At 31.3% G+C, this 17,206-nt stretch carries 21 protein-coding genes; 17 read left to right on the forward strand and 4 right to left on the reverse strand.

What is annotated here, in order from left to right:
* The first annotated feature begins 30 nt into the window (after positions 1–30).
* The 3 genes from DK442_RS15720 to DK442_RS15730 all read left to right on the forward strand — a co-directional run bounded on the left by DK442_RS15720 (position 31) and on the right by DK442_RS15730 (position 2,250).
* Positions 31–489, forward strand: a complete 459-nt coding sequence (locus tag DK442_RS15720; RefSeq protein ID WP_109436846.1) for a hypothetical protein — start codon at positions 31–33, stop codon at positions 487–489.
* A gap of 216 nt (positions 490–705) precedes the next feature.
* A complete protein-coding gene (locus DK442_RS15725) occupies positions 706–1,545 on the forward strand; it encodes an HAEPLYID family protein (RefSeq protein WP_109436847.1) in 840 nt (279 codons plus the stop codon).
* A 192-nt stretch (positions 1,546–1,737) separates the two neighbouring features.
* The gene (locus tag DK442_RS15730) at positions 1,738–2,250 is read left to right on the forward strand and encodes a hypothetical protein (protein ID WP_143915437.1); all 513 of its coding nucleotides are present in this window, start codon (positions 1,738–1,740) and stop codon (positions 2,248–2,250) included.
* Positions 2,251–2,691: 441 nt separating this feature from the next.
* On the opposite strand, the gene DK442_RS15735 is transcribed toward DK442_RS15730, so the two are convergent.
* Together DK442_RS15735 and DK442_RS15740 are read right to left on the reverse strand one after the other, a co-directional pair.
* Positions 2,692–3,633 (reverse strand): phosphoribosylaminoimidazolesuccinocarboxamide synthase, encoded by a 942-nt coding sequence (locus DK442_RS15735; RefSeq protein ID WP_109436849.1) that lies wholly within the window; start codon positions 3,631–3,633, stop codon positions 2,692–2,694.
* A gap of 54 nt (positions 3,634–3,687) precedes the next feature.
* Positions 3,688–4,644 (reverse strand): PhoH family protein, encoded by a 957-nt coding sequence (locus tag DK442_RS15740; protein WP_109436850.1) that lies wholly within the window; start codon positions 4,642–4,644, stop codon positions 3,688–3,690.
* 262 nt (positions 4,645–4,906) lie between these two features.
* On the opposite strand from DK442_RS15740, the gene DK442_RS15745 reads away from it, so the two are divergent.
* The 12 genes from DK442_RS15745 (at position 4,907) to DK442_RS15800 (ending at position 14,811) form a co-directional block, all read left to right on the forward strand.
* Entirely contained in the window at positions 4,907–5,737 is an 831-nt protein-coding gene (locus tag DK442_RS15745) for an S-adenosyl-l-methionine hydroxide adenosyltransferase family protein (RefSeq protein ID WP_109436851.1), read from the forward strand.
* Positions 5,738–5,803: 66 nt separating this feature from the next.
* Positions 5,804–6,088: a putative quinol monooxygenase gene (locus tag DK442_RS15750; protein ID WP_109436852.1), complete on the forward strand. Its 285-nt coding sequence runs from the start codon at positions 5,804–5,806 to the stop codon at positions 6,086–6,088.
* A 57-nt stretch (positions 6,089–6,145) separates the two neighbouring features.
* Complete coding sequence (gldG, locus tag DK442_RS15755) at positions 6,146–8,545, forward strand: gliding motility-associated ABC transporter substrate-binding protein GldG (RefSeq protein WP_109436853.1); 2,400 nt, start codon at positions 6,146–6,148, stop codon at positions 8,543–8,545.
* A 147-nt stretch (positions 8,546–8,692) separates the two neighbouring features.
* Positions 8,693–9,388, forward strand: a complete 696-nt coding sequence (locus tag DK442_RS15760) for an ABC transporter ATP-binding protein (protein ID WP_333967990.1) — start codon at positions 8,693–8,695, stop codon at positions 9,386–9,388.
* Between the two features lie 19 nt (positions 9,389–9,407).
* Entirely contained in the window at positions 9,408–9,767 is a 360-nt protein-coding gene (locus DK442_RS15765; RefSeq protein ID WP_109436855.1) for an MmcQ/YjbR family DNA-binding protein, read from the forward strand.
* Positions 9,768–9,846: 79 nt separating this feature from the next.
* On the forward strand, positions 9,847–11,196 hold the full coding sequence (gene rmuC / locus DK442_RS15770) for a DNA recombination protein RmuC (RefSeq protein ID WP_109436856.1): 1,350 nt from the start codon (positions 9,847–9,849) through the stop codon (positions 11,194–11,196).
* Between the two features lie 360 nt (positions 11,197–11,556).
* On the forward strand, positions 11,557–11,886 hold the full coding sequence (locus DK442_RS15775; RefSeq protein WP_109436857.1) for a hypothetical protein: 330 nt from the start codon (positions 11,557–11,559) through the stop codon (positions 11,884–11,886).
* 16 nt (positions 11,887–11,902) lie between these two features.
* On the forward strand, positions 11,903–13,063 hold the full coding sequence (locus DK442_RS15780) for a serine hydrolase (protein ID WP_109436858.1): 1,161 nt from the start codon (positions 11,903–11,905) through the stop codon (positions 13,061–13,063).
* 2 nt (positions 13,064–13,065) lie between these two features.
* A complete protein-coding gene (locus tag DK442_RS15785) occupies positions 13,066–13,380 on the forward strand; it encodes a hypothetical protein (protein WP_109436859.1) in 315 nt (104 codons plus the stop codon).
* Positions 13,377–13,739 (forward strand): 6-phosphogluconate dehydrogenase, encoded by a 363-nt coding sequence (locus tag DK442_RS15790; protein WP_109436860.1) that lies wholly within the window; start codon positions 13,377–13,379, stop codon positions 13,737–13,739. The genes DK442_RS15785 and DK442_RS15790 overlap by 4 nt, the downstream gene beginning before the upstream one ends.
* Positions 13,740–13,815: 76 nt before the next feature.
* A complete protein-coding gene (locus tag DK442_RS15795) occupies positions 13,816–14,358 on the forward strand; it encodes an acyl-CoA thioesterase (RefSeq protein ID WP_109436861.1) in 543 nt (180 codons plus the stop codon).
* Positions 14,359–14,433: 75 nt separating this feature from the next.
* Positions 14,434–14,811, forward strand: coding sequence for a hypothetical protein (locus tag DK442_RS15800; RefSeq protein WP_109436862.1), 378 nt, complete (start codon positions 14,434–14,436; stop codon positions 14,809–14,811).
* Positions 14,812–14,817: 6 nt separating this feature from the next.
* Here DK442_RS15800 and DK442_RS15805 read toward each other — a convergent pair whose 3' ends face one another.
* Positions 14,818–15,672, reverse strand: a complete 855-nt coding sequence (locus DK442_RS15805; RefSeq protein ID WP_109436863.1) for a DUF5777 family beta-barrel protein — start codon at positions 15,670–15,672, stop codon at positions 14,818–14,820.
* Positions 15,673–15,704: 32 nt separating this feature from the next.
* On the reverse strand, positions 15,705–16,088 hold the full coding sequence (locus tag DK442_RS15810) for a hypothetical protein (protein WP_109436864.1): 384 nt from the start codon (positions 16,086–16,088) through the stop codon (positions 15,705–15,707).
* Between the two features lie 123 nt (positions 16,089–16,211).
* On the opposite strand from DK442_RS15810, the gene DK442_RS15815 reads away from it, so the two are divergent.
* The gene (locus DK442_RS15815; RefSeq protein ID WP_109436865.1) at positions 16,212–16,577 is read left to right on the forward strand and encodes a hypothetical protein; all 366 of its coding nucleotides are present in this window, start codon (positions 16,212–16,214) and stop codon (positions 16,575–16,577) included.
* 22 nt (positions 16,578–16,599) lie between these two features.
* Complete coding sequence (locus tag DK442_RS15820; protein ID WP_109436866.1) at positions 16,600–17,136, forward strand: YceI family protein; 537 nt, start codon at positions 16,600–16,602, stop codon at positions 17,134–17,136.
* Positions 17,137–17,206: the final 70 nt, after the last annotated feature.

A 17,206-nucleotide genomic window follows, 5' to 3' on the forward strand; every position in this document is an offset into this window, starting at 1 on the left:
CTATTGTAATCAAAATAAAATACGAGCATTATGAAAAAAATATTGATTCCTACAGACTTTAGCATCAAATCATTAAAATTAGCAGAATACGCTTTTAATCTATACCCTAAAGAAATAGTTAATCTTATACTGGTATATCCATATCGATTACCTGTTTGGGAGGGTGATCTTTACAGGTTCTCTTCGAAAGAAATTATAGCTGAACTTAATAGTGAGGAATTTTCTAAAGCAAAAAACAAACTTGTTAATAGATATTATATAAACATTAATTCAATTCTAATAGAGTTATTCATTGGGGTCAATTCATACGCTTTTAACAACTTTAGAGATGAACACCAAATACAAATTGCAGTAGTACCTCAAAAAGGAGATTTGGATTTTTCGCATAATTCTACATTTGACCCCTTGTATTTTATTTTAAAAAATGTGCCTAAAGTATATCAAATAAATCTTACAAAGGAAGAGGAAGATTGGGCTAAGCAGTATTAAATAAGGTTAATATGAGGTCATTTTTTTTCTCCTAAAAAAGGGTTTTCTTAACTTAGATGTAGTAGGTATTTTATCGAAATAGTAAAAATCTATTTTAAAAATTGAGTTGCAAAAAATCACAGCAAAATAGCTACAGATTAATCTTCCTGTATAACTCACATAAAATGACCGTAAAAAGTTATTAATAAACTTCATTTCAGCAATCATAAATTAAAAATGAGACTTACAATTATTTTTACATTATTCGCATTGGCAAAAGTCAAGGCGCAAGAATCAGGAAAACAAACCAAGGATAGTATTTATATACAAGAAATCGAAAAAAAGGAGCCCATTAAAAATTTTCATGCCGAACCCCTATATATTGATTTAATAAGAGATTTGGGCGCAAGAAAAGGTGAAAAAGAATGGAACGTTGGATTTGGTATTACCGATAGAAACGTATATGATGAATATGAAGCCTTAGTAGAATATGAATGGGCCCCTATAGATAGACTGGGTTTGGAAGTTGAGCTGCCTTTTTCCATTTATCCATCATCCCAAAACGGAAACGCACCTTCCAGCAACCTAAACAGTTTAAAACTTGCAGCACAATATTCTTTTTTTGTATCAGAAAAGCTTAATACTTCTATGGCCATTGGATATATCCATGAGTTTGAGATGACCGAGTTCGACAACTACGGAAAGAAAACACTATTTACAGGTAATGTCTATAATCCATTTTATATCGTTGCAAAGAGATGGGGGCAAAATTTTCATACATTACTATATACCGGACCTCAATTTATCCACCATTTTTCTAATGGTGTTATTGATACAAATTGGCAAATAAACTCCAATGTACATTATATGATAAGTGGTACCAGAAATTTCATTGGTATTGAGTTCAATAAAAATGTGAATGAGTTAGACTTTGATATGACGATAAGACCACAAATGCGAGTTGGAATAGCGAACGACTTATTGATCGGAATAGTGACAGGTATTCCGATAAGTAGAAAGAATGAAAGATTCAGTACATTTTTAAGATTAATTTATGAACCAGGACATAAAAAATAAAATTAAATACTTGCGAAGCGTATTGAAAACCTACCTTATGTTGCAGTTTCAATGAATAGTATAATAAAAATATACAAAAAAATTATAGCGATAAAATCAGTCTTATTTTTTAATTTTCGTCTGATTAAAGCAATATTTTTGGTAGTAATCTTGGTTCTTACAACTAATTGGCTAAATCAAAGACACTTATCAATGGTACTAAGCTCTTTAGACTCATCATATAAAGATCATGTAATTACTCAACACTATGTGTATAAACTGAATCATCTTTTCAACCTAAAACGATTACAGTTAAATACTAATACTACATTTTCTAATAATTTCGGGGAAAGTATAACAATTAAACAATTGTTAACCGACTTTAGAGCCACGACACTAACAACAAAGGAATCGCTACATTTTAATAATTTAGAAAAAAAATATATCAGGTTACTGGATCTAGAAGAATCCATTGCGGGTAAGACACATGAAACTGTAAAAAAAGTACATTCAGAAATGAACATTATCATTGATCTTATACTAGAAAATATAGATGCTCTGGCAAATATTAAGTTCAAAGATAATGCACAATTACAACTTCCAAGAATGAATCAAAAATTACTTAGTATAGATAAAGTACTCTTAAAAGTAGAAATCACTTTTTTGATTTTTATTGGAATCATTGTACAACTAATCATTTTTTACCCCAGGAAATCAAAATATTAATATTTGATTAGCTTTTTTTATTTTTGAATACAACTTTTTCATACTAAGAAATGGAAAGTTTTATTATATCATTTCGAATATTCTAATAGTTATATATTGTATATCATACTGTTAATTGAGTTAATACCGTATCAAAAAACAAAACTCTTCATATATCTTTAAAAGAATACTAACTTTTAAAACCTGTATAAGGTAAAAAAAATAAACCTTAATAGTATTGAAAAACTAAACAGAAAACAACAAATATCTATTAATGGAGGGTAGAAAACAATGTATTGATCCAAGGACTGGATTATGCTCTGACTATGGTCCTCATTGCGCAGAATTAATATGTATTTTTATCCTTGATTAATTCTTTATTTTTTGTAGAAATAAAAAGCTGATCTCTTATAAAAAAGATCAGCTTTCTTTTAAATTTTAAAAGCAGAAAAAAGAATAAACTTATAAATATGCTAATACGTTCTTTTCTATACGCTGCTCTATATAGGTAACATCTCCTTTTTCAAAAGGAATGCCTGTGATATTTTCATATAATTCAATATAACGTTCAGAAACCGAATGAATATATTCATCAGTCATTTCTGGTATCTGCTGACCTTCTTTACCTTGAAAACCATTACTAATCAACCATTGTCTTACAAACTCTTTTGATAATTGCTTTTGTGACTCTCCTTTTTGCTGTCTTTCTTCATATCCTTCGGCATAAAAATATCTAGAAGAATCCGGAGTATGTATTTCGTCTATCAAAACAATTTCTCCTTCTTTTGTTTTTCCAAATTCATATTTGGTATCCACCAAAATTAATCCACGCTCTGTTGCTATTTCTGATCCTCGTTGAAAAAGTTTGCGTGTGTATTCTTCAAGAATCACATAATCTTCTTCAGAAACTATTCCTTTTGATAGTATCTCTTCTCTAGAGATATCTTCATCATGTTCTCCATTATCTGCTTTGGTCGAAGGAGTAATAATTGGTTCTGGAAATTTATCATTCTCTTTCATTCCTTCGGGCATATCAACTCCACATAACATTCTTTTTCCGGCCTTATATTCGCGTGCAGCATGACCAGAAAGATATCCTCGAATCACCATTTCTACTTTAAAAGGTGAACAAAGATGACCAACAGCAACATTTGGGTCTGGAGTAGCAATTAGCCAGTTCGGCACCAAATCTTCAGTAGCCTTCATCATTTTGGTAGCAATCTGATTGAGTATTTGACCTTTGAAAGGAATACCTCTGGGCATTACCACATCAAATGCTGATAAGCGATCAGTAGCAATCATAACCAAAAGCTCATCATTTATACTATATACTTCTCTCACTTTTCCCTTATAAACAGACTTTTGATTTGGGAAATTATAGTTTGTATCTACTATTGTATTCATTAGTTAATTTCATGTTTTAAGTTTTAATCCTAATCGAATTAAAGCCTAAAATATTTATCCATTTCTATTTTCTATATCCTTATATGCAGCAATTACCTTTTTAACAAGTCTATGGCGAATCACATCTTTGTCATCAAGATAAATCATACCAATCCCTTGAATATTTTTTAGTACTAATAATGCCTCTTTAAGCCCAGAAGTTACTCTTCTTGGCAGATCTATCTGCCCAGGATCTCCTGTGATAATAAATTTAGCATTCTTACCCATACGGGTTAAGAACATTTTCATCTGAGCATGTGTTGTATTTTGTGCTTCATCAAGAATAACAAAAGCATTATCTAAGGTTCTTCCTCTCATAAATGCCATTGGTGCAATCTGAATGACTCCTTTTTCTATAAAGCTATCTAACTTTTCACTAGGAATCATATCCCTTAACGCATCATATAGTGGTTGCATATAAGGATCTAGTTTTTCTTTTAGATCTCCTGGTAAAAAACCCAGGTTTTCTCCTGCTTCTACAGCAGGGCGAGTAAGTATAATTCGTTTTACTTGCTTTTCTTTTAATGCTTTAACTGCCAACGCAACACCTGTATATGTTTTTCCAGTACCTGCAGGTCCTATGGCAAAAACCATATCATTTTTATTAGATGATTCAACAAGTTTACGTTGATTAGCTGTTTGTGCTTTGATTAACTTTCCTCCAACTCCGTGCAATAACGTTTCTCCACTATTTGCAGATGTCTCATAATCAGCTTTACTATCACTGGTCAATATCCGTTCAATTACATTTTCATCTAATTTATTATATTTTCCAAAATGTTCCAGTAGCATGTTAAGACGTAAATCAAACTCTTCGAGTAAATCCTCATCTCCATATACTTTCATTTTACTACCTCTCGCAACAATTTTTAACTTAGGGAAGTATTTTTTTAATAACTGAATATTGCTATTCTGAAGTCCGAAAAACTCTCTCGGATTAATTTCTGTAAGTTCAATTATAAGTTCGTTCAAAAGCTATGTGGATTTTAGTATGATTTTTTTTTAGGATTGACTAAGTTTGCTAAAGTTGTTTAAGTTTTGTCGGGAAAGCAAAATAAAAAATTAAAACGAAGCAAAATGCTTAAAGTATCACAATCAATGAAGTGATCAAAAAGCAGTAAATACGATGGTTTTATCATCATTTTGTAGTCCAAAGAAAAACTTTGAGTAACTTCATAACAAATTTACATATTTTTAAACGCTTACAGCCAAAAGATATTAACAATTCTTGTACATGCCAATTATCACCTTAACTACAGATTTCGGAATCAAAGATCATTTTGTGTCTGCTGTAAAAGGTGCTATTTATACAGAATTGCCGGAAGCCAGAGTTGTTGATATATCTCATGAAATCTCTCCATTTCATATCACAGAAGCTGCATATATAATACAGAACGCTTATAAAAGCTTTCCAAAAGGTAGTATACATATTGTTGGAATAGATAGCGAGCTTAATCCCGAAAATAAACATATTGCAGTAAAATTAGATGATCATTATTTTATATGTGCTAATAACGGACTCGTTTGTTTGATTACATCAGAGTTTAATCCTGAAAAAGTGGTAGAGATAAATATTCATGATGCTATTGCTTCAAATTTCCCTGTATTAGATGTTTTTGTAAACGTAGCTTGCCACATTGCCCGAGGAGGTACACTTGAAGTTATTGGAAAAACAATAACTGAAATTAAAACCATCAAAGGAATGACCCCTATTGTAAATGTTGGAGGTACTCAAATTGTTGGAAGTATTATTTATATTGACAATTATGGAAATCTGGTAACCAATATTACCCGAAAACTATTTGAAGAAATAGGTAAAGGAAGGAAGTTTAAAATTACTGCTCGTACAGCTGTATTTGAAAATGTATATGAACGATACAGTGATGCTATCAATTTTGATATCGAAAAAGGCAAACGCGAAGAAGATGGTAAAAAACTAGCTGTCTTTAATTCTTCTGGATATTTAGAATTAGCAATTTATAAGAGTAATCCTAAAACCGTTGGTGGGGCTTCTAGTCTATTTGGATTATACTATAGGGATACAGTCAGTATTAGTTTTGAATGACTCTAATCTAAAAAAACATGAATCGTAGTACTAGTATTCTATGTCACTACTTTTGAAACTTAAAAAATGATAATACGAATTGTAAAAATGGGATTTATCCCCGATCAAATTGATGCTTTTTTAGAAGTCTTTGAGCAAAACAAGGATAAAATTCGAAATTTTGAAGGTTGCAGTCACTTAAAACTGCTACAAGATATTACGAATTCTAATCAATTTTTCACGTATAGTCATTGGGAATCTGAAGAACATCTCAATAACTATAGAAACTCTGCGTTATTCAATGGAGTTTGGAAAAACACCAAAAATAAATTCAATCAAAGACCTGAAGCTTGGAGTGTCGTAGATGCATAATTTTTTAGATTGCAAATAGTACTCCTAAATTGTTTAAAGACTAGAAATTAAAAAAATATGTTTGCATTAATACGTAAAGAAATTAATACTTTTTTTTCCTCTGCAGTAGGATATCTTGTTATTGCTATATTTTTGACGCTTAATGGCCTTTTCTTATGGGTATTCAAAGGACAGTTCAATATCCTTGACAGTGGATTTGCAAATCTATCTCCTTTTTTTCAAATTGCTCCATGGGTACTGCTATTCTTAATTCCGGCTGTGACAATGAGAAGTTTTGCCGAGGAGAAAAAACAAGGTACTCTTGAAGTATTATTTACCAAACCCATACAAAAATGGCATTTGGTAGTTGGGAAATATTTGGGAAGCCTCTCTTTAATCCTTATTGCTATTATTCCTACATTATTATATATTCTTACTATATATCAACTCGGAAAACCCATTGGTAATCTTGACATAGGTAGTACATTGGGATCATACATCGCTTTGCTTCTGCTAGGTTCGTCATATACTGCAATTGGGATATTTTCTTCTTCAATTACCAACAATCAAATCGTTTCTTTTTTAGTCGGTTTATTTCTATGTTTTGTTTTCTATTTCGGATTTAGTGGATTAGCAAATTACACATTATTTGGATCTCCCAATATAACCTTAGGGCAATTTGGAATGCAATTACATTATGAACGTATGAGTGAAGGTATTCTTGATACAAGAGATGTCTTCTATTTCTTAAGTTGTATATTGATATTTATTGCACTTACTATTGTAGTTCTAAAAAAAAGCTCTTTAAAACAAAAAATTAAACCTGCAAGTATTACATTGATATTTGCTGTTGTATTAAGTATAATAGGAAATACATTCTATAAGCGTTTTGATCTTACTCAAGATCAGCGTTTCACTCTTTCTGAAGCTACAAAAAACATAATAGAAGAAGCAGATGTTCCTATATTGATAGAAGTCTTATTAGAGGGCGATTTCCCTTCAGAATTTAGGCGTTTACAATTAGAAACAAAACAATTATTAGAAGAGTTTAACGTTTTAAATCCCAATATACAATACATTTTCACGAACCCCCTTGAAGAAGAAGAATTACGTTCTCAAACTATTGTAGAATTGCAAAGATTTGGGTTAACTCCTATGGAAGTTAGCGTACAGGAGAGCGGAAAGACTGAAATTGAAACTGTGGTTCCCTGGGCACTTATAAGCCTTAAAGATCAAAGTGTAAAAATTCCTTTGATCAAAAATACGATTGGAGCAACCACCGAAGAACGAGTAAACAGTTCAATACAACAATTAGAATATGCATTTATAGATGGGCTAACTAAACTACTTCACCCAAAAAAGTATAAAATAGCGGTATTAAAAGGTAATGGTCAGTTACCAGATATCAAAATTGCAGATTTTATTAAAACCTTACAGAATTATTATTTTGTCGGTGCATTTACTCTGGATTCGGTTGCGGGAAGTCCTGAAAAAACATTAGAAGACTTGCAAAAATTTGATATGATTATCAATGCCAAACCTACTATAGCTTTTTCTGAGAAAGAAAAATATGTATTAGATCAATTTATTATGAATGGTGGTAAGTCATTATGGCTTGCAGAATCTGTCACTATGGAAATTGATAGCCTGATGAATCCAGAGGGATCATCTGTAGCAATTATGCAAGATTTACGATTAGGAGATGCCTTATTCTCATATGGTGTAAGAATAAATCCTGTTCTGGTAAATGATTTATATTCTGCTCCATTGGTACTAGCATCAGGACAAGGAAATGAAACCCAATTTACACCCTATCCCTGGTTTTATGGATCATTAACCAAAAGCACTAGTAATCATCCTATTGTAAAAAACATAGAATCTGTAAAATTTGACTTTTCTAATCAATTAGATACCTTGAAAAACAATATTAAGAAAACTATACTACTTACAAGTTCTGATAAATCAAAAACTGAAGGTGTCCCAAAAGAAATCAGATTAGAAAATATTATAAGAAAAAAACCAGATATCACAAGTTATACAGAAGGACCTCAAAATCTCGCTGTACTTTTAGAAGGAAGTTTTAAATCTGTATATAAAAGCAGGATAAAACCTTATAAAATAGCATCTCATGTAGATGATAGTAAACCTACAAAGATGGTGGTGGTCGCTGATGGAGACATTATTAAAAATCAAGTGCGTAAAGGGCAGCCCTTGCCTCTCGGATTTGATCCTGCTATGAATTTGAACTATGGTAATAAAGAATTTCTTTTAAATACAGTAAATTATCTATTAGACGATTCTGGTCTCGTTGAAATTAGAAGTAAAGAAATAAGAATTTCATTTTTGGATATCGAAAAAGTAATTAAAAACAAGACCAAATGGCAAGTGATTAATATGATAGTCCCATTAGGTATTCTTGCTTTATTTGGGGTATTATTTGCATTTATTAGAAAGAAAAAGTATCAAAAAAGTGTTTAAAATTCTATTGTCTATATTTGATAAAGAAAAGTATTAAACCTTAAATCTATCGATCCTGAAATCTTAAATATTGTACTTAAAACGGAAAACCTATCCATTGGATATCGAACCAAAAAAGAACTTAATGTAGTTGCAGCTGATATCAACTTGAAGTTACATGAAGGAGAGCTTATAGGATTGGTAGGCGCTAATGGGATTGGAAAATCCACTTTACTTCGTACTTTATCTCATGTACAGCCTCCTCTACATGGTAAAGTATTGTTATCTGACAAGGATCTGTCATCATATAAATCTATAGAACTGGCTTCTCAATTAAGTATTGTACTTACAGAACAAATTGCTTCAAAAAACCTTACGGTACAAGAATTAGTGGCATTGGGCAGGCAACCTTATACCAATTGGGTTGGTAAAATGGCCGATGAAGATATAGAAAAAATACGTAAAGCGATAGAGGTTACACATATCAATGATTTGATAGAAAAGAGATGTTTTGAGCTAAGCGATGGTCAATTACAAAAAGTACTTATTGCTCGGGCAATAGCACAAGACACTCCTTTTATCATGTTAGATGAACCCACTACTCATCTAGATATTTATCATAAGGCATATATTCTGAAATTATTAAAACGCCTTGCTTTCGAAACCAAAAAGACAATTCTTTTCTCGACACATGAGATTGACTTTGCTATACAGTTATGTGATAAAATGATTGTAATGAATCAAGATGGTTTTGAATTTGGAAGACCCAAAGAACTAGTTCAAGCAAGAGCATTTTCTGGTCTATTTCCAGAAGACTTAATCATTTTTGACACCAAATCAGGAAGATATAAGGTCAGGAATTAATAACTTCAATTTTTATAGTATGAATATCGAAGAATATAGGGGGCATTGTATTTCTAAAAAAGGAGTAACCGAATCATTTCCATTTGGGAAATTACCTGATGTATTAGTCTTTAAAGTACTCGGGAAAATGTTTACTGCTACTGACATATCTAATTTTGAAGCTATCAGTGTAAAATGTAACCCAGAAGATGTTGAACACCTTAGAGAAACGTATATGGCTGTACAACCACCTGCATATATGAACAAAAAACACTGGAATAAAATTATGATGGATCATACCGTACCAGACTCATTAATTAAAAAATGGATAGATGACTCTTATGATTTGGTAGTCAAAAATCTATCTATTCTAGAACGCCATAAGCTGAATGAATCATAACAAAAAGAAGAAAAACTTACCTTTACTTCCATCATTATTTTGATTCCTTATCTTTATCTTTGGGTAAACAAAAAATTACATGTCAGAATACACACCGATCATTATTGCCATTGGGGTAATTATCATATCAATTATCACAGGTTTTTTTATTGGTAAATATGTTGCTTCGTTAAAAAACAGAAGTGAAAAAAGTACAGTTAGCGAAAGAGCAAACCAATTGCAATTTCAGCTAGAGGAATATAAAAAAACGTCAGAAAATCAACTTTCAGAAATCGGTAAGGAAAGAGAAGAAATTCGTAGAGAAAAAGATTTCCTGAATACAGAGCTTACTCGTCGTAATGCTGAATTTGAAAATCTTCAACTTAAAAATCAAGAACAAAAAGACGAAGTAGAAAAATTACAGGAGAAATTCACTAAAGAATTTGAAAACCTTGCTAATAAGATTCTTGACGAAAAGTCAAATAAATTTACAGAACAGAATAAAGAGAATATTAAAAATATCCTTACTCCTTTACAGGAGAAGATCAATACATTTGAGAAGAAAGTAGAACAAACTCACAAGGAGAGTATAGATTACCACGCAGCTTTACGACAACAGATTCTTGGACTTAAAGATCTTAATGAACAAATGAGTAAAGAGGCTACCAACTTAACCAAAGCACTCAAAGGAGATAATAAAATGCAAGGAAATTGGGGTGAATTGGTACTAGAACGAGTTTTAGAAAAATCCGGACTTGAGAAAGATCGAGAATATTTTGTTCAACAAAGCTTTACCAAAGAAAATGGAGAGCGAGTTTTACCCGATGTAGTTATTTATTTACCCGATAATAAAAAAATGGTTATCGATTCTAAAGTAACTCTTACGGCTTACGAACGGTTTGTAAATGAAGATAATGATGACCTAAAAGCGAATTATCTAAAAGAACATATCAATGCCCTTAAGCGTCACGTAGATCAGCTTTCAGAAAAAAACTACCAAGATTTATATGACATAGAGTCTCCTGATTTTGTTTTACTTTTTGTACCTATAGAGCCTGCTTTTGCTATTGCCATTAACGAAGACAATAAATTATATAATCAAGCTTTTGAAAAAAATATTGTGATTGTTACTCCTTCTACATTGCTAGCTACATTGCGTACTATCGATACCATGTGGAACAATGAAAAACAACAACGTAATGCCATTGAGATCGCCCGACAAGCAGGAGCATTATATGATAAGTTCGAAGGGTTGGTAAAAGACCTTACCGGAGTTGGAAAGAAGATAGACGATGCTAAGAAGGATTACTCTGCTGCAATGAATAAACTCGTAGACGGTCGAGGAAATCTAATCACAAGCGTAGAGAAGCTTAAAAAAATGGGGGCTAAAGCCAAAAAATCTTTGCCAGAAGCAATTATTAAAAGAGCAACTGAAGAAAACGATAACTAAAAAATGAATACATGGAGTCGGATATTATAAAGGTTGTAACAAACATTTTCATAAGTTTTTTGACCTCTTTACCTCAAATAATCATAGTGATACTATGTTTATATTATCTATATAAAGTAACATCAAAAACAGAAGGTATTCTATTGGCTGCAGGAAGTATAATATCATTATTATGCAGTGTTTCAATTTTTATGGCAAGCTCTTATATAAGCCATTTTGAACAAATAGATTCTTATGAAACGTTAGTATATATATCACATGGGCTTTCCTTTTTTGGATCCATCCTTTTTGCAATTGGCTTTTTTCTGTTAATTAGAAAAACTATTAAAAATAAATCACTATTATCAAAAAACTAAAATTATGATAGAATCAAATTTTTCTGAAATTTTACTTAGGTTCACTGGAGCTATATTTTATATTTTCCCTATTATACTTTTTATTATTCTTGCTATATATTATAATAGTAAAGTGGGATCTACAAAAGAAGGAGTTCTGATACTAGTAGGCAATATCCTTATTCTAATTGTAGCGATTCTCCATCAATTTTTATACACATTCGTGGATTTGTGGGGCTTTGATATATATGCCATTATCAATGCAGGAGTAAATGGTATTTCTTTTATTGGATCTATATTATTTCTGATAGGTTTATACATGATGATCCAAAAACTTATTAAAGCAAAACAATAACTCAAATAGTAATTTTATGAGGTCAATACTTATAAAAAGCTTTTTCTTATTATTTCTTTTTGGGAGTAATTTTCAGAGTATCACTGCGCAACAAATGTATTTCCCGGAGCGCGGAAATTGGCAAGAAAAAAGTCCTTCTGATTTCAAAATTAATAATCAAAAACTTCAGGAAGCTGTGCAGTATGCTAAGGATAATGAGTATTCTGGTTCAAAAGACCTTCGTGAAGCAATTGTAAAAGGTTTTCGGCGTGAGCCTTATCACAAAATCCTTGGTCCAACAAAAAAAAGAGGAGGTCCCGCAGGATTAGTTATTAAAGATGGATATATTATATCCAAATGGGGTGATGTTGAGAGAGTAGATATGACATTTAGTGTCACCAAAAGTTATTTATCTACTATGGCTGGTTTAGCGTTAGATCATAAGCTAATTCCTTCTGTAGATGATTTTACATATAAACATATTTGGGATCACACTTTTGATGGTAACCATAACAAGAAAATTACCTGGAGACATCTACTCACACAGTCTTCAGATTGGTCTGGGCAATTATGGGGAGGATATGATTGGGCTGATCGTCCTCCAAGAGACGGTGGTATAGATGAGTGGAAATATAGAAAACTTAATGACCCAGGAACAGTTTTTGAATATAATGATGTTCGAGTTAATTTGCTGGCTTACTCTTTACTTAATGTTTGGCGAACACCTTTACCACAAGTACTTAAAGAAAATATTATGGATCCTATTGGTGCCTCTACTACCTGGAGATGGTATGGGTATGACAATTCATGGGTAACCATTGACGGACTAAAAATGCAATCTGTAAGCGGTGGAGGTCACTCTGGTGGAGGATTATTTATAAATACTTTGGATCATGCTAGATTTGGGCTTTTATTTTTGAATAATGGTCAATGGAACGGCAAAGAATTAATATCAAAACAATGGATAGATGAGGCGATTCAGCCCTCAAAAGCAAATCCGAATTATGGATTTATGTGGTGGCTAAATCAAAAGGGGGCCAGGCATTGGGAAGGATTACCAGAACATTTGTATTATGCCGCTGGTTTTGGAGGTAATTTTATCGTTATTGATAAAAAACAAAATCTGGTTATAGTCACAAGATGGTTAGAGCCAAGTCAAATTGATGAATTTGTAACTAAAATTTATAATGCATTGTGAAAATGGATCAAGAATTTTCTGGAATATTAACGTTAATTAGAGGAGGTATTATTATTTTCCCTCAACTGTTTATCTTAATAATTTCTATTTACTACCTCATAAAATCTGGTTCTATAGATGCAATTTTAATGAGTATTGGAAGTATTATAAATTTAATATGTTCAACTCTTTTTGCTATTGACTTGTATGCATATTTAGGAGATTATGGTTCTTCTGCCGATATGTTATATTATGCTATAGATATATTTTTGTGTATTGGATTTATAATATTTGGAATAGGGTTAATTAGTTTAATTAACAAAAAAATGAAAAAATGAAAAAGGCACTTGCAGTAATTATCATCATAATTATAACTCTCTTTGCAGGATGGTATGCCTTTATATATTATGCTTCATACAGTGAAGGAACTCGAAGTGGTGAACTTATTAAGTTTAGTAATAAAGGAATAGTTTTTAAAACTTGGGAAGGAGAAATTAGTCAAGGTATCTCTGGTGCTCAAATATTTAGTTTTTCTGTTGAAGATAAAAAAGTAATAGAAAAACTTGAAAAATTTCAAGGTAGGTATGTAAAACTAAAGTATAAAGAGCGCTTTGCTAAAGTATCTTGGCTTGGAGACACAAAGTATTTTGTCATAGAGGTCGAAGAAGAAGAATCACCCCATTTTAGAAATAAGTAAAAAGCAATGACATAAGGCCTGAAAAGTTTATAGATTATTAGCGACAATATTTATAAAACATATAGCTATACACAACATGAAAAAATATAAAACCAATATAGAATCCAGAGTAGTCATTTCTGAATTGATGCTTCCCTCCCATTCTAATTTTAGCGGAAAAATACATGGAGGGTATATTTTATCCCTAATGGATCAAATCGCTTTTGCTTGTGCCTCTAAACATTCAGAAACCTATTGTGTTACGGCGAGTGTAGACAAAGTAGATTTCTTAAAACCAATTGAAGTTGGTGAACTCGTTACTTTAAAAGCATCTGTAAATCATGTAGGAAACACATCAATGGTTGTTGGTGTTCGGGTAGAATCAGAAAACATACAAACTGGAAAAATGAAACATTGTAATTCTAGTTATTTTACGATGGTAGCCAAAAATGATACAGGAAAAAGTGTTCCAATTCCCGGTCTAATTTTAGAAAACAAGACCGCTATACGCCGTTTTGTAAGAAGTATTATACGCAAAGAAGATGCTACTATTAGACGTAATCGTTTTAAAGCTTCAGAGTTTGAACTAGAATCTCATATAGAAGTACTTAAAGAATATAATGTAAAAATTAATTTATAATTAAACGGTGATCATTACGTTATATGTACTAATTATCAAAAACTTTGTATATTTCCTATCAAAAAACCCCATGCTATGAAAAATATCTCTAAGAAGTTTCTTCTACTGTTAACTGTTATCTTTTGTTTTAACTGCAGTAGTAGTGATGATACTGAGCCTATGCCTGATGGAGGTCCAGACACAAATCCTAATCCAAACAAAATAACAACATATGATGCCGATGTAAAAGCCATCATAGATGGACAATGTCTACGTTGTCATACTATTCCATTGGCAGAAGGAGCTACTTTTCCTATGCGTAATTTTCAGGAAACTATAGATGGTGTAAATAGAGATCTTGTCCTTTTTGTTCAATCTTCTGGCGCTAATGTAATGCCACCAAGTGGAAGACTACCTCAAGCAACTATTGATATTATTTTAGATTGGGAAGCCGATGGTTTTTTAGAAAATTAAGATTGCTTATAAATCAAAAACTCTACTTAAATTAAAGCCAAAGAAAAAGTCTCCATCACCCCAGTCTCCAGAAGCCTGGCCTAAGAATCCATTTTCAAACATAGGCTGTGCATTGGTAAAATGAAGTTGAAATACATGTCCTCCTGTTTCGATATCAAACCCTATGGATAGTGGATTCTTGAATGTAGATGTTGTACTTCTGTTTAGGTGTACTCCATAATCTATATTTAGACTGAAGCGTTTGGTTAATTTATATCTCCCACCCATACCTACAAGAAACTGAGAATTATCTTGATCATCAAATCTAACATAATTTTCATGTAAATACGATGGCGCTAGTTCTAATGATAGATTTTTAGTTATTTTCTTAGAAACTAAAATCTGGGAAGTATAAGACACTCTATTATTAAACTCCAAATTTGGTAATAGATCCTCTTCTAAAGCTGTATTTATCGTAACAAGGTTGTATCCAACTATCGTAAACGGAAATCCATTTTTCTTCTGTCTTATCAACCTGTATTTAATATGTCCTCCATAAGTTTTTTGGAAAGAACTTCTGGCAATACCTACATTAATTGCGTCAGTAACTCCATAAATAAACTTTAGTTGCGTTACCGCTTGATCCAACCCAAAAAAGTCATCTATACCATTCTCTACACTTCCAAATCTATGCGCTACAATAAAAAACAGATTTCTTTTATTGACTAACTTGGTCGTTTCAAAATTTACAATTTTTAATCCTTTAAAAGCAGCCTCAACATAATTATCTTCTTGCACATCAGATTCTAATTCATCAAGTAAATCATCTTGAGCAAATAACATACAAGGCATTGCTAATAAAAGTATTAAAACTTTTTTCATAAGAGAGGTTTTATAAATTAGTATAACAAAAACTATTCTAGTATTGAAGTTTGATCCAATTTTATGACTTCTAAGAGCTCATCATACCCTATACATCTACCCTTAATCTTTAGAGGCATCCCAAGAGTATACTTTGATTGATCTACATTGGTATCAAATGAACTATATACTGCTTCATTGAGCATTATAGAATTCTCTTCGATTTCTGTAAGTTCTCCTTCTACAATAATAGTCTTATTTAAATATTTTTCGGAGGAAATGTCTTGATTTTTTGAAAATTCTATTGCTATATCTGTAGCATTTACAGTAAAATTGGCCTCTTCGCTTTGTATATCTCTATGAGATTGGTATATATATTTATATCCTATAAAACCTGCTAAAGCAATAACTAATATGGCTATCAATAGTTTTTTCATGGTAATCTTTTTATAATTAACCTGTATTAAAAATATAAAAATTATCTGTTTATTTAGATTTAATTTTGGATATCTGCAAATTTTGATATAATTTCTAACTCTCTAACGTCACTTAATCTAAGCATGAGAATATCAATCCTGAAGTTTATAATTATTGGTTTTATATTAATTACTATTAGTTGCGAAAACGATAGTGAAAGTGATTTAATCGATGTTACTCCTGTAAATTTAGTCACATATGATGACAATGTAAAAAATATAATAGATAGTAATTGTATTCTTTGCCATAATGATCCTCCAATAAACTTTGCTCCAATGCCATTACTAACCTTTGAACAGGTAAAAGAAGCTGCAGAAAATAGAAATCTAATTGGTAGGGTATCCTCAGAAGATATTAACTTTTTAATGCCTTCTGGAGGACCAAGATTACCACAATCTACTATAGATATCATCATTCAATGGAGAGATGATGGTTTACTCGAACAATAATTAATAAAACATATAACTGATAATGAAAAATTTAATCATTTTTATCCTATTATTGACCACTTCATTTGTTGTTAGTCAAGAAAAGTACATTACCAAGAAAGGAATTATTAAGTTTGAAGCATCAGTACCTTCATTTGAAGAAGTTAAAGCAAAAAATAGTACTGTTACTGCTATTTTAAATGCAGACAATGGTGAGTTTGCTGCCTTAGCATTGATGAAAGGTTTCAGATTTAAAAATGCACTAATGGAAGAGCATTTTAATGAAAATTATGTTGAGTCTGATGATTATCCAAAAGCTACATTTAAAGGTAAACTGATCGATTTTGATAAAAACAACCTAAAAGAGGAATACTCAATTAAAGGGATATTAACGCTACATGGAAAATCAAAAGATTTATCTGTAACAGGCAAATTAAGTAAAAAAGACAATACAATTTTGATATCTTCTTCTTTTAAAACCAAACCAGAAGATTTTAACATCAAAATCCCTGGTATTGTAAGTAAAAAGATTGCTAAAGATATTTTAGTCTCGCTAAATTTTGATTTACAGAAAAAATAACTATTGTCAAATAAATAGGTAACACCTATGATTTAATTGATTTATACTATAATCATTTCACTATTTCTTA

Origin of the sequence: Aquimarina sp. AU119 (assembly GCF_900312735.1) — a bacterium.
GTDB lineage: Bacteria > Bacteroidota > Bacteroidia > Flavobacteriales > Flavobacteriaceae > Aquimarina > Aquimarina algiphila.

Excerpts from the sequence above, each read along its gene's own strand:
- DK442_RS15795 (WP_109436861.1), top strand. The coding sequence starts at position 13,816 with ATGAAAAAATATAAAACCAATATAGAATCCAGAGTAGTCATTTCTGAA.
- rmuC (WP_109436856.1), top strand. The coding sequence starts at position 9,847 with ATGTCAGAATACACACCGATCATTATTGCCATTGGGGTAATTATCATA.
- DK442_RS15785 (WP_109436859.1), top strand. The coding sequence starts at position 13,066 with ATGGATCAAGAATTTTCTGGAATATTAACGTTAATTAGAGGAGGTATT.
- DK442_RS15750 (WP_109436852.1), top strand. The coding sequence starts at position 5,804 with ATGATAATACGAATTGTAAAAATGGGATTTATCCCCGATCAAATTGAT.
- DK442_RS15735 (WP_109436849.1), bottom strand. The coding sequence starts at position 3,633 with ATGAATACAATAGTAGATACAAACTATAATTTCCCAAATCAAAAGTCT.
- gldG (WP_109436853.1), top strand. The coding sequence starts at position 6,146 with ATGTTTGCATTAATACGTAAAGAAATTAATACTTTTTTTTCCTCTGCA.
- DK442_RS15730 (WP_143915437.1), top strand. The coding sequence starts at position 1,738 with ATGGTACTAAGCTCTTTAGACTCATCATATAAAGATCATGTAATTACT.
- DK442_RS15810 (WP_109436864.1), bottom strand. The coding sequence starts at position 16,088 with ATGAAAAAACTATTGATAGCCATATTAGTTATTGCTTTAGCAGGTTTT.
- DK442_RS15790 (WP_109436860.1), top strand. The coding sequence starts at position 13,377 with ATGAAAAAGGCACTTGCAGTAATTATCATCATAATTATAACTCTCTTT.
- DK442_RS15780 (WP_109436858.1), top strand. The coding sequence starts at position 11,903 with ATGAGGTCAATACTTATAAAAAGCTTTTTCTTATTATTTCTTTTTGGG.
- DK442_RS15765 (WP_109436855.1), top strand. The coding sequence starts at position 9,408 with ATGAATATCGAAGAATATAGGGGGCATTGTATTTCTAAAAAAGGAGTA.
- DK442_RS15725 (WP_109436847.1), top strand. The coding sequence starts at position 706 with ATGAGACTTACAATTATTTTTACATTATTCGCATTGGCAAAAGTCAAG.
- DK442_RS15800 (WP_109436862.1), top strand. The coding sequence starts at position 14,434 with ATGAAAAATATCTCTAAGAAGTTTCTTCTACTGTTAACTGTTATCTTT.
- DK442_RS15820 (WP_109436866.1), top strand. The coding sequence starts at position 16,600 with ATGAAAAATTTAATCATTTTTATCCTATTATTGACCACTTCATTTGTT.
- DK442_RS15805 (WP_109436863.1), bottom strand. The coding sequence starts at position 15,672 with ATGAAAAAAGTTTTAATACTTTTATTAGCAATGCCTTGTATGTTATTT.
- DK442_RS15775 (WP_109436857.1), top strand. The coding sequence starts at position 11,557 with ATGATAGAATCAAATTTTTCTGAAATTTTACTTAGGTTCACTGGAGCT.
- DK442_RS15720 (WP_109436846.1), top strand. The coding sequence starts at position 31 with ATGAAAAAAATATTGATTCCTACAGACTTTAGCATCAAATCATTAAAA.
- DK442_RS15745 (WP_109436851.1), top strand. The coding sequence starts at position 4,907 with ATGCCAATTATCACCTTAACTACAGATTTCGGAATCAAAGATCATTTT.
- DK442_RS15815 (WP_109436865.1), top strand. The coding sequence starts at position 16,212 with ATGAGAATATCAATCCTGAAGTTTATAATTATTGGTTTTATATTAATT.